The 12,378-nt window shown below is 45.4% G+C and carries 7 protein-coding genes, 2 other RNA genes and 1 pseudogene; all 10 read left to right on the forward strand.

Annotated features, from left to right (window positions below; translation table 11 throughout):
* Window positions 1-224: 224 nt before the first annotated feature.
* Window positions 225-3,449 carry a ribonuclease R gene (rnr, locus tag K0T92_RS23575; RefSeq protein WP_219875088.1) on the forward strand — a complete coding sequence of 1,075 codons (3,225 nt, stop codon included), beginning with the start codon at window positions 225-227 and terminating at the stop codon, window positions 3,447-3,449.
* A gap of 194 nt (window positions 3,450-3,643) precedes the next feature.
* Window positions 3,644-4,123, forward strand: coding sequence for an SsrA-binding protein SmpB (gene smpB, locus K0T92_RS23580; RefSeq protein WP_219875078.1), 480 nt, complete (start codon window positions 3,644-3,646; stop codon window positions 4,121-4,123).
* Window positions 4,124-4,377: 254 nt separating this feature from the next.
* Window positions 4,378-4,741, forward strand: a transfer-messenger RNA (tmRNA) gene (gene ssrA / locus K0T92_RS23585).
* Window positions 4,742-4,862: 121 nt separating this feature from the next.
* Window positions 4,863-5,834, forward strand: a complete 972-nt coding sequence (locus K0T92_RS23590; RefSeq protein WP_219875079.1) for a hypothetical protein — start codon at window positions 4,863-4,865, stop codon at window positions 5,832-5,834.
* Window positions 5,835-6,118: 284 nt separating this feature from the next.
* Entirely contained in the window at window positions 6,119-6,790 is a 672-nt protein-coding gene (locus K0T92_RS23595; RefSeq protein WP_219875080.1) for a vWA domain-containing protein, read from the forward strand.
* Between the two features lies 1 nt (window position 6,791).
* The gene (locus K0T92_RS23600) at window positions 6,792-7,595 is read left to right on the forward strand and encodes a PP2C family serine/threonine-protein phosphatase (protein WP_219875081.1); all 804 of its coding nucleotides are present in this window, start codon (window positions 6,792-6,794) and stop codon (window positions 7,593-7,595) included.
* The gene (locus tag K0T92_RS23605) at window positions 7,592-9,544 is read left to right on the forward strand and encodes a helix-hairpin-helix domain-containing protein (RefSeq protein ID WP_219875082.1); all 1,953 of its coding nucleotides are present in this window, start codon (window positions 7,592-7,594) and stop codon (window positions 9,542-9,544) included. Before K0T92_RS23600 ends, K0T92_RS23605 begins: the two co-directional genes overlap by 4 nt.
* Window positions 9,545-9,635: 91 nt before the next feature.
* On the forward strand, window positions 9,636-9,932 hold the full coding sequence (locus K0T92_RS23610; protein WP_219875083.1) for a hypothetical protein: 297 nt from the start codon (window positions 9,636-9,638) through the stop codon (window positions 9,930-9,932).
* A 372-nt stretch (window positions 9,933-10,304) separates the two neighbouring features.
* Window positions 10,305-11,936 (forward strand): annotated as a pseudogene (locus K0T92_RS25720) (reverse transcriptase domain-containing protein); the annotation flags it as partial.
* An 8-nt stretch (window positions 11,937-11,944) separates the two neighbouring features.
* Window positions 11,945-12,290: a transfer-messenger RNA gene (ssrA, locus tag K0T92_RS23625) on the forward strand.
* The last annotated feature ends 88 nt before the right edge of the window (window positions 12,291-12,378 follow it).

Genomic DNA, 12,378 nt, shown 5'->3' on the forward strand with positions numbered 1-12,378 from the left:
TATTATAGAACGAATGTTCGCAAATATCAATGAGGCTATTTGAGCTAATGGGTTTCGGGGGTTAATTATAGAAATTTTGCATGATTTATGAGGAATTTTGGGCTGCTTTTCAGCAAGTGCGGATGGTAATGCTTAGTTTCGTGTATACTATATGGTATATAGGAATCTATCAACCGACTGCTGCATATTCGATAGACGGCATCGCGGTACATGAGGTGAGAGATATGGTGACGGAGCAGCAGCTTCTTGATTTCATGCGTGAACAGGCGTACAAGCCAATGACCTATCAGGAATTGGATGAACAATTAGGCAGAGGAGATGCCGAATCTTATAAGTCTTTTCTGGTCATGTTGAATGGTCTGGAGGATGAGGGGAAGATCGTCCGAACCCGCAATGACCGATATGGAGTGCCGGAGCGGATGAATCTGCTGCGCGGCCGCATACAAGCGCATGCGAAAGGCTTTGCGTTCCTGCTCCCTGAGGACAAGGAGCATCCGGACGTTTATTTGCATGCCAATGATCTTAAAAGCGCGATGAACGGCGACACGGTGTTCGTGCGCATTACGTCCAAGAGTGAGGGCGGCGGCCGTATGGAAGGCGAAGTCGTTCGGATCGTGGAACGCGCCGTTACGCAAATTGTCGGCACGTTCGACAATCATGATGCCTATGGGTTTGTGCTGCCGGATGATAAACGGATTAATCGCGATATTTTCATACCTAAGGGGCAGTTCCAAGGGGCGGTGTCCGGCCAAAAGGTCGTCGTGCGCATCACGAATTATCCGGAAGGGCGGTCTGCTGCCGAGGGCGAGATTATTGAGGTGCTTGGGCACAAGGATGATCCGGGCGTCGATATTCTCTCCATTATCCGCAAGCATCAGCTGCCTGAGGGCTTCCCTGATGATGTAATGGAGGAAGCGGAGGCAGCGCCGGATGCGATCACGGAGGAAGAGATTGTGCGCCAGGGCCGCCGCGATCTGCGCGATAAGGTCATTGTGACGATTGACGGCGAGGACGCGAAGGATCTTGATGATGCGGTTAATGTGGAGCGTCTGGAGAACGGCAACTATGTGCTGGGCGTGCATATTGCCGATGTGGGCTATTATGTGCGGGAGAAGTCTGCGCTGGATCAGGAGGCTTACCGGCGCGGCTGCAGCGTCTATTTGGTCGATCGGGTGATTCCGATGCTGCCGCATCGTCTGTCCAACGGGATCTGTTCCTTGAACCCGCAGGTGGACCGGCTGACGATGTCCTGCGAGATGGAGTTCGACGCGAAGACGCTGAAGCGGGTGCGTCATGATGTGTTCACGAGCGTGATCCGGACGAAAGAGCGGATGACGTATACGAATGTGCGCAAAATCGTGCAGGATGAGGATCCTGAGGTGACGGAGCGTTATGCGGAGCTTGTCGATACGTTCAAGCTGATGGAAGAGCTTGCAATGCGTCTGCGGTCGCATCGGATGAAGCGGGGCGCGATTGATTTTGACTTCGTGGAGTCCAAGGTGATTGTGGACAGCGAGGGCAAGGCGGTCGATATCGTGAAACGTGAACGCTCGGTGGCCGAGCAGATTATTGAGGAGTTCATGCTTGCGGCTAACGAGACGGTAGCCGAGCATTTCTATTGGCTGCGCGTGCCGTTCTTGTATCGGACGCACGAGAATCCGGATATGGAGAAGCTGCTGCACTTCGTTCAGTTCGCGGCGAACTTCGGCTACACGATTAAAGGCAAGGGCGGCAGTGAAATTCATCCGCGCGCGCTGCAGACGCTGCTGGAGGAAATCCGCGGGACGAAGGAGCAGACCGTGATCTCCACTGTCATGCTTCGTTCGATGAAGCAGGCGAAGTATGATGCACAGAGTCTGGGGCATTTCGGGCTGGCTGCGGAGTTCTATTCCCACTTCACATCGCCGATCCGGCGTTATCCTGACCTTGTCATTCACCGTGTGATGCGTGAGGTGTTCGAGAATGGCGGGATACTGCCAGAGGCGCGTATTGATGCGCTGTCTGCCAGGATGCCGGATATTGCGCAGCAATCCTCGGAGCGCGAACGTGTCGCGGTCGAGGCCGAACGCGATACGGATAAGCTTAAGAAGTGCGAGTTCATGCTGGATAAGATCGGCGAGGAATTCGACGGTATTATTAGCAGTGTGACGAGCTTCGGTATTTTCGTCGAGCTCGAGAACACGGTGGAAGGGCTCATCCGGCTTAGCGATCTCGTGGATGATTATTATCATTTCCACGAGCAGCATATGCTGCTTATCGGCGAGCGGACGTCGAAGACGTACCGCATTGGCGATGAGGTGAGGATTCGCGTGGAGCGCGTGAATATGGATGAGCACACCATTGATTTTGCAATGGTGGAGAATAAAGCGCAGGGCGCTGGTGTAGGGCGAGGCCGCGAGTTTCTGAGCGGCCGCAGCGGCGGCGGACGCGGGCGCAGCGGCGGCGAGCGGGTTGGCCGCGGCGGAGCGGGAGCAGGCGAGCGAAGCGGACGCGGTGGCGCGGGAGCAGGCGAGCGAAGCGGGCGTGGCGGAGCGGGAGCAGGCGAGCGAAGCGGACGTGGCGGAGCGGGAGCTGGCGAGCGAAGCGGACGCGGTGGAGCGGGAGCTGGTGAGCGAAGCGGACGCGGTGGAGCGGGAGCTGGTGAGCGAAGCGGACGCGGCGGAGCGGGAGCTGGCGAGCGAAGCGGACGCGGCGGAGCGGGAGCAGGCGAGCGAAGCGGGCGTGGCGGAGCGGGAGCAGGCGAGCGAAGCGGACGTGGCGGAGCGGGAGCAGGCGAGCGAAGCGGGCGTGGCGGAGCGGGAGCAGGCGAGCGAAGCGGACGTGGCGGAGCGGGAGCAGGCGAGCGAAGCGGACGTGGCGGAGCGGGAGCTGGTGAGCGAAGCGGACGTAAGCGCGGCGGGGCGAATGAGCGGAATGGTGAAGGTCGAGGCCGAGCAGGTGATGGCGCAAGACGCGCCGGAGGCGGGCAGCCAAACGGTTCAGATACACGGGCATGGAAGCCTGAGGATGACTACAATCTGGATCGGATTCTTGGCGAGGGCAATGACCGCAGCGGCGCTGCATCCGCAGAGCAGGGCGGCGGATCAGGAGGCGAAACGCGCCGTGGTGCGCTTCGCACAGATATGTGGGGTTTGCCAATCCGAGGTACGGGCGGCATCATCGATGATGGGGAAGATCCGGATCGTTCCTTCAATAGAGGCAGAAATGGCGGGTCTGGACGAGGCAGAAACGGCGGGGATCGTGGTTTCAAAGGTTCCTCCGGGGGTGCTGGAAGAACCAGTACGGGCAGCGGTAACGGCAAGGGCTCCCGCAGAAAGAAAGCATCAACCGGTGAAGGGACAAGTGGAGCGAGCGCTACAGCGAAACCCGATTCTGGAACTGGATCATTAAGGAAGAAAAAGAGCGGCGGTAACGAAACGGCTGCTTTTGTAAGAAAGAAACGGAAATAGAAGCTGAGGCAAACACCGTGAGGTTAATCAAGGAACATTGATTACAGGCCTAATGGCGCTGCAATGCAGAGTATTCTTGATTTCGGTTTGTAAAGTTGTTACAATGGACTCCTGACAAAGCCTGTTAGGAGTCCGTATTTTCATCGAGTGGCTCCAGACAGCCATGCAACGCTACAAACAAAGAGGTGATCGGCATGGGCAAGAAGAGTGACGGGAAACAACTCGCCCAGAACAAGAAGGCTTCCCATGACTATTTCATCGAGGATACGTATGAAGCGGGCATTGTGCTGATGGGGACCGAGATCAAGGCGCTGCGTACGGGAAAAGCGAATATCAGTGATGCGTTTGCAACGATCCGGAATGGTGAAATGTTCATACACAATATGCACATCAGCCCGTTCGAACAGGGCAACCGCCACAATCCGACCGACCCGACCAGAACGCGCAAGCTGCTGCTGCACAAGGAGCAGATTCATAAGCTGCTGGGCTTGTCCAAGCAGGATGGATATGCGATTGTGCCGCTCAAGATCTATGTGAAGAACGGTTATGCCAAGCTGCTTATTGGACTTGGTAAAGGTAAGAAGCAGTATGACAAGCGCGAGAGCGCCGCGAAGAAAGATGCACAGCGTGACATTCAGCGTGCTCTGCGTGAGAAGCAGAAGGTAGCGCGGTAATTTTACAAGCGAGCGTGCTAACTGGTTCATGTGGCGAACACCGCCATTCCTTCCAGAAAGACTTTCGCCTGTGGGCTTCAATCCTGTGTTATACTAAATGAGCAGCAAGAAACAACAACTTTTGCTCGAAACGCTTATGACCGATGATGCTTGAAGATTGTCGGTGACTGCGTCGATTCACGTCAGACCTGCTAAACGGATCACCGCGAGGCTTGTATAGAGCTTAGTGGAATCAAGGCCGTTTATGCTACATTGGGGGCGTTTATGGATTCGACGGGGATAGTTCGAGCATGGGTTGCGGGTAGTGGGGACGCGTCCGCTTCATCAACGCTAAAGCCTATTAAATGGCAACCAACGTACAACTTTAGCAGCAGCCTAAGAAACTGTATGCTAAGCTCCTCTCTTGCATCGCCCATGTGCCAGATGTAGGGGCTCACTCTTAGTGGGATACGCTGTCACATCTCCGCCTGGGGTGTGCTGAAGAAGACAATCAGGCTGACCTTAGCGATAGCCGGTTACGGGGCGCTTGCTAGGGTGACATCAAATCTGTGACTACACCCGTAGATGCCTATGTGGCGATGTCTTCGGACAGGGGTTCAAATCCCCTCGCCTCCACCAATACCATGAACACCATCCGCGAGAGGATGGTGTTTTTGCTGTTATGATGAAATGCTTGCGTTTAAGTCAACACGGTGTACAATAATAAATAAAGTGAAATTTTGTAAAAGGTGGGAATGAGATGTGGGATGTGTGGGGGGCACTGATTACTCCTTCAATAGGGTTTTCAGGATTTGTAGGGGCAATAATAATTGCAGTCGTCACAACGGTTTACAAAGTAAAAAATAATCCATTCAGATTTTTTATTTCACTGGAAGAAACACAATATATGAGCGGTTGGGCTAGATTGTTTAGAACAATATACCTTTCGATTGTTATTACTATTGGCGTTTCTTTATATGCGATTTATATTACAACAATCGATCATGAATATAAGTATGCATGGGCCCACAAGGCTATGGTTGCCTGGATTAATCCCATCTCAATGTTAGTCGCACTTTCTGTTTTGATATTTATTATTGTACTTTTATGCTGGGAAAGTGCTCAAAAGAAATTATCCAAGAAGTTACATAGTCAATCAGTTACAAAACGTCAAAGAAGCATGTTTATTATCATCATTATGATTTTCATACTGGTTTACGGTTTGTTCTTTTCTGCATTATACGGCGTTATTGTGAATGAATGCTTGATAAAAGCAAATCAAAGGAATATTGAGTATTCACATTCCTTTCAAATGCTATTCAAGATTCATTTATTAGACAGTTTAATTATAGGCCAAATAATTGCTTTAACAATCTTATATTACATTGCACTTATCCCTACTATAAAAGTGTCGAAGTTTTTAGGGCGATCAGAGCTGATTGTAAATATTTTTCTGAAGTCTGGAAAAAGCTTTGAAGGGAAATATGTGCTGAATTCCAATGTTGATGATGGAATCCTAATTTGTGATTCGCTTAATATATTTGATCAAAATAAACACTTGATTCCAAAAATGAATATAGATTACGTTAGTTTCAAGACAACATATTACAGTCTCGGCAAAGAAGTAGTCCAAAGTTCTATCTCACCGTTGGTGACATTGTCTCAAACCAACGATGACGAGAAGGCATTATTAAAATCAATTCTAAGAGCAAAAGATAAGGAAAATCGTTAACTGAATTAGGAGTTTATATCGTATCTTGCTTCTTTTAGACTATTGGATAGTGGTGGTAGAAGCCTGAGAGTAACGAAAAGCTGCAATACATGTATTGGAATGCCGACTACAGTCCTAGTGTAAAGAGGAGAAGCGCCAAATAAGGCGCTTTTTTCTATTCAATGCAGGAAAAAAGTCACATATAGTCGAATGTTGATAATGGAAATTATGTTTGCATGAGGAAAACGTAGAAGTGGAACTTCCAGCACGAGTAAAAAGATTTACATTAAGGAGTGAATAATGATATGAGTGACTTTAATCAGATTCCTTTTGCCGCTGAGTTTGCGGAAAATCCTGAGCCAAGATGTCCGTGTATTTTATTGCTTGATACATCGTATTCAATGAACGGAAATCCGATAAATCAACTTAATAATGGTTTATCTGTCTTCAAAGAGGAGCTAACTTCTGATGCAATGGCGGCTAAAAGGGTTGAACTGGCAATAGTAACCTTTGGGCCTGTTCAGGTTATTTCTGACTTTCAAACACCAGATGCGTTTTATCCTCCAACATTGATTGCTGACAATGATACGCCTATGGGAAGCGCAATTGAATACGGTCTGGAGATGCTAAAGTTACGTAAAGAAGTGTACAAACAGAATGGTGTTTCCTACTATAGACCGTGGATATTTTTAATTACGGATGGCGCTCCGACGGACAATTGGCAACGTGCCGCATCACTTGTAAAAGATGGAGAAGCGTCAAAATCTTTTATGTTTTTTGCAGTTGGGGTAGAGAACGCTGATATGAACACGCTTAAACAAATTTCTGTCAGAGAACCATTGAAGTTAAAAGGACTTCGATTTAAAGAGCTTTTCTCATGGCTATCTAATTCACTAAGTTCTGTTTCTCACTCTACACCTGGAGATCAGATTAAACTTGAAAATCCTGCAAGTCCTGATGGGTGGGGCGTGATCTGAAGTGTGGAGATATGCAAATGCATCTGTACGAGGCACTTCGCATGAAAAGAGTGAAGCCCCGTGTCAGGATTATTCCTTGTGTCGTGTGATTCAATCATCTAATGACCATGAAGTTCTTATTGCAGTAGTATCAGACGGAGCGGGTAGCGCGAGTCATTCGGAAATTGGTTCGGAGCTCGCTTGTTCGCTATTTGTTGATGAGATCACTTCATATCTTAATACAGGGAGTAGTATCCATAGGCTTGATCGTGAATTTTACGAAGAATGGGTAATACGCTTCCAGAATGAGGTCAAGGTACGGGCTGAAGCTATGGGGCTATCATCCAGAGAATTCGCTTGTACATTCTTGTCAGTAGTAATTGACGATTCGTGCGCTGTATTTGCTCAGATTGGTGATGGGGCGATTGTAACGAATAGTCCCGAGGAAGAAGACGAGTATAACTGGCAATTCTGGCCTCAACAGGGCGAGTATGAGAATACAACATATTTTTTGACTCAAACAAATGCCACCGAAATGCTTCAGTTTAGCTTGTTATCAGGTAGAGTTTGTTCTGAGATTGCTCTATTTACAGATGGTATTCAAAGGCTGGCTCTGCATTATCAATCACAAAGTGCCCACAATCCATTTTTTCGCCCTTTTTTTGCAGCACTTAGAGATCAACAAGAAGCAGAATCTGATAAATTTACGAATTCACTTAGAGCTTTTCTTGAATCGGATAAAGTCAATAGTCGTACGGATGATGATAAAAGCTTGATTCTGGCCACAAGCAGGAAAGTCACGCCTCCTGGTGAAAAGAGTTCATGAAAATCATAACAAGTGCAATTAATAGTGCAGGTAGTGTCGTGTATTTGGATAGCGAGCTTGGCAGAGGCGGGGAGGGGGGCGTCTATTCTGTAAAGTCAAACAGCAATACCGTGGCGAAAATATACCATCAGCCGATAACGAATGAGAAACAAGAGAAGATAAAGACAATGGTAAATTTGAAGTCGGACGCCCTCTTGACGTTCACTACCTGGCCTACTGATACATTGCGGAATGCCAATGGTCAAGTTATAGGGTTCCTTATGCCTAAATTGACTGGCAAAGAAATTCATAAGTTGTATGGGCCTAAAACAAGGTTACTGGAGTTCCCCAATGCGACATATTCATTTCTTGTCCATACAGCGACAAACCTAGCGCGTGCATTTGCTTCGGTGCATGAAAGCGGACATGTTGTTGGAGATATCAATCATGGAAATTTTTATGTGACAGATCAAGCTACAGTAAAACTGTTGGACTGTGACAGCTTTCAAATTAGTACAACAAGCAGGCTATTCAAGTGTGAAGTTGGAATACCAATGTATCAGCCTCCAGAATTACAAAGTATATCGTCCTATAGAGATATAACAAGAACGCAGAACCATGATAACTTTGGACTAGCGTTATTCATATTTCTATTGTTGTTCATGGGGAGACATCCTTTTGCTGGACGGTATCTTGGTTCTGGAGAAATGCCTATTGAGAAGGCAATTAAAGAGTACAGGTTCGCTTACAGTAGTTCAGCTCCATCAATGATGATGCAACCACCGCCAGGGACCGTTCATATGGGAACAATCCCCTTTCAAATATCTAATTTATTTGAAAGGGCCTTCTCTAAAGAGAGTGGTAGAGATAATGCTCGACCTAAGCCTGAAGAGTGGGTTAAAGAACTAGAGGCGCTATCAAGTAAGTTGAGAAAATGCAATCCTAAAGAAGGACATTTATTCTCTGATGTCAATAGAGGCTGCCCGTGGTGTGACCTAGAGCAAAAAACTGGAGTTGTTCTCTTCCATGCAGTTATAGCTACAGCAACAACACAACATAATAATACTTTCGATTTACAACGGATATGGTTACAGATATCAGGAGTTCCTACGCCTGGAACTGCAATGCAACTGCCAAATCCGACTTCAATTAGTGTAGTCGCTGACCCACAACTCGTTGAAAGCTATAAACAATCTAAAATCAGAAAAAATCTTTCTGCTATTCCTCCAGTTGTAGGGTTTGTGTTACTCTTTATGATTCCAGAGGCATGGTTTGTTATCGTGTTAGTTGCTGCTATAGTTACATCTGCAATTTACAGATCAGACGCATCGCAATTGAACCAAGGTTGGGAGACAAGGAGGGCGGAAGCCCAACAACGTTGGGAGCAGATTTCACAACGTTGGCTCAAAGAAGCAAGCGATGAGTCATTTAGGCAAAAGAAATTCCAGCTAGAGCAGCTTAAAAAGGATTACGAGGGGTTAGATCAACTAAGGGCGGAGAAGTTGAATAGATTGAAGATTGACCGACATCGTATGCAACTTCAAGCTCACTTGCAACGCCACAGGATAGAAAGCGCCAGTATTGACGGTATTGGCACAAGTCGTAAAGCTACTCTTGAAGCTTTCGGAATTGAAACAGCATTAGATGTCAAGGCTAATTCTATCCTGCAAGTTCCAGGCTTCGGCCCTACATATACTAGGAAATTGATGGATTGGAAAAACAATATTGAGAAAAAGTTTGTGTTCAATCCCAATCAGGGGATACCCCAATCGGAGATCGCAAACGTTGACCGAGATATCCTTGCTCTAAGAAAGAAGCTGGAGCAAGAGTTATTGTCTGGCTCTGGGCAGTTAATGCAGATCTCTAATCAGATCAAGGTTAGGAGAAACGCCCTGTGGCCTGAGGTGGAAATGGCTGCTAAGGAGCTTGCTCAAGCGATTTGTAATGCAGAGTATAGAGCAGCTAAATGATGAAAAAAACTGAAATGGTAGTTGATGTTTTGAGGAAACGTGTCGTCACTGTTGAGCGCGATATACGAGCAGAAAAGCGTCAGAGGATAAGTTGAATGAGATGCAGCAGGAGTTAGCAGCTAAGAAGCGAGAACTGGTTGTGTTGTCGTTGAGCCTGCTGAATCTCTCAGTGCCTGAAGAATACATTGCATCTGGCAAATACAATATGCAGACGATGATCGGGCTACTTGATGCAGAAGTACCGAATCCTCAGATGCTGAATCAGTTGGCGATGAAGTTTGTATTAAAGGTGTTTATTCAGCGGGAGACGAAGCGGTTGTTTTTGACGGTGCAGCTGCGAATGAGGGATGAGATATTATTTGATAAGACAAGAGTAGCTGAATTATAATATTCCGCTACTCTTGGGGAACAGTCGTCTTTGAAAGATGCGGAAAGACAAGAAGGCAATAACGTTTTCTTTGTTGTTTTTTCAAAAATTAGCATATGATGGAAATCTTAATATACTAAGTGTTTGGTTGATACTTGTGAAAAAAGACAAGTATAGATGAACTGTAGTATAATATTATAGGCAAACAAGATGCAGTTGAATTTTTGATGGTGATAAACGCTATCTCGTATTTCAATGTATCTACACATCGCTATTCTCTCTTCTCGTTGTTTATCCAATTGTCTCATATGGTATCAACGGTATGATTTAGAAAGGTAGAACTGCACTTGTTTGCCTACTTCTTTGACAGAGGTGACTTTTATCAGTACTTTAGTGCAACCATCATTACAAAGTTCGGACGAAGAAATAAAAGCTAAATTCAAGAGGTTGTTTGATTTTGAAGATGTCGCATTGCTTTTGGAGATTCCCACTGAGTTTCTTTGGAAGATTCTTATTAGAGACAAATATATTAACTACACATCTTTTCACTTGAGTAAAAAGAATGGCGGCTATCGTACAATCCACTCTCCCTCGAAAAATCTGGTGATTCTTCAAAAAAAGCTTGCCTACATACTTTCTCTGAACTTCAATCCCCATAATAGGGCACATGGTTTTATAGAAAAGCGAAGTATTGTTACAAATGCTTCGGAGCATTTAAAAAAATCTTTTGTATTAAATGTGGATTTGGAAAACTTTTTTGAGAGTATATCTTTTGCAAGGGTTAGAAAGATGTTTACCTCGTATTTTAGGCTGAATGAAACGGTCGCTACAACTTTTGCAAATATATGTACTCATCATGAGGGTTTTTTGCCTCAAGGAGCGGCGACATCTCCAATAATATCTAATATTCTCGCTAAGAGTCTGGATAAAGAACTTAAGCAACTCTCCCTTGAAAGCAAAGGGGTTAAATATACACGATATGCAGATGATATTACATTCTCTACAAATAAAACGGATTTTCCTAAAAGTATTGCATTTTTGAATGAGAATAGGCAGATAGTGTTAAGTGAGAAATTATTACAGATTATTAAGAAGAATGGCTTCAAAGTGAACGGACAGAAAATAAGATTGCAAAATCGTAAAAGTAACCAATCTGTAACAGGTATAACCGTAAATGACAAGTTAAACGTAAGCAGGATATACATTCGTAGAATTCGTTCCATTTTGAATTGTATAGAAAAGAATAGTGCTGATCTCGATGTTGCAAGGAAAGTGTTTCAAAGTAAATATCCATTTCGACAAACAGCAAGAGGAAAGTCTTCGGAGATGTTTTCAGTACTGAAAGGTATGATTAATCATGTAGGGCATGTAAAAGGTACAAACGACCCAGTCTATTTAAAGTTAGCTAGCCGTTATAATAATGTCTCTCCAGAAAATAAAGTTATTAAATTTGTAGAGCAACAAATTAATAAAAGAAAAATATATGAAGGTTATACTTATGTTATAGATCATAGTAGCCCCATTGTGGTCTACATTCCTGGAGACGATAAGTGTACTGACATATATTATGGACAGGGAACAGGATTTTTACTTAGGGGAATAGGAGTGGTTACTAATGCTCACGTAATTAAAGATGTGCTAGTTGCTTTGGAACTAGAAACTAAGTTTCCCAATGAATATTACTTGCACGCCTTTAAGCACGATTATAAACCTGCTTGTCAATTGAAAGTAGCTTGTTATGATATTAAAAGAGACATTGCTATCTTAACACCTAGTGATATTAATTACTCCATAGAAGGATTCAAATACAACATTGATATTAAGGAAGAACAGCTCATTGATCTCATAGGATATCCAAACTATAGAATGGGACAGGAGATAAGAGTTGAGAATGGATTTGTGAAAGGTAGAAGGATACATGAGATTGATAAGATGAGATACAGTCGTCATGAAATATCACCTACAATTTATGAGGGTAATAGTGGAGGGCCAATCGTTAACGAAAATGCAGAGGTGATAGCTGTTGCAGTAAAAGGGGCGGGAATAATGCCTAACGAAGTAATACCTATTCTAGAAATTATCAATTTGGCTAAAAATCATGGGTTACTTGACCAATAAAATATCAATATATAGAAGCCTAAGAAACTGTGTGCGTGCTTCTACCCAGCATCGTCCATGTGACTGGATTAGGGGCTAACAAGTAGTGGAATACGCTGTCACATCTCCGCCTGGGGTGTGCTGAAGAAGACAATCAGGCTGACCTTAGCGATAGCCGGTTACGGGGCGCTTGCTAGGGTGACATCAAATCTGTGACTGCACCCGTAGATGCCTATGTGGCGATGTCTTCGGACAGGGGTTCAAATCCCCTCGCCTCCACCATTAAAAACCCTGTACGTGATTTCCGCGTCATAATGGTTGATATCAGTGGACGATTGGATCACGATACGATCTACATATTCCTGAAGGA

This window comes from Paenibacillus oenotherae (assembly GCF_019443105.1).
GTDB classification, from domain to species: domain Bacteria; phylum Bacillota; class Bacilli; order Paenibacillales; family Paenibacillaceae; genus Paenibacillus_Z; species Paenibacillus_Z oenotherae.

What these genes read in the sequence shown, in the direction of transcription:
- rnr (WP_219875088.1), top strand. Translation starts at nt 225, where the DNA reads ATGGTGACGGAGCAGCAGCTTCTTGATTTCATGCGTGAACAGGCGTAC.
- K0T92_RS23605 (WP_219875082.1), top strand. Translation starts at nt 7,592, where the DNA reads ATGAAAATCATAACAAGTGCAATTAATAGTGCAGGTAGTGTCGTGTAT.
- smpB (WP_219875078.1), top strand. Translation starts at nt 3,644, where the DNA reads ATGGGCAAGAAGAGTGACGGGAAACAACTCGCCCAGAACAAGAAGGCT.
- K0T92_RS23590 (WP_219875079.1), top strand. Translation starts at nt 4,863, where the DNA reads ATGTGGGATGTGTGGGGGGCACTGATTACTCCTTCAATAGGGTTTTCA.
- K0T92_RS23595 (WP_219875080.1), top strand. Translation starts at nt 6,119, where the DNA reads ATGAGTGACTTTAATCAGATTCCTTTTGCCGCTGAGTTTGCGGAAAAT.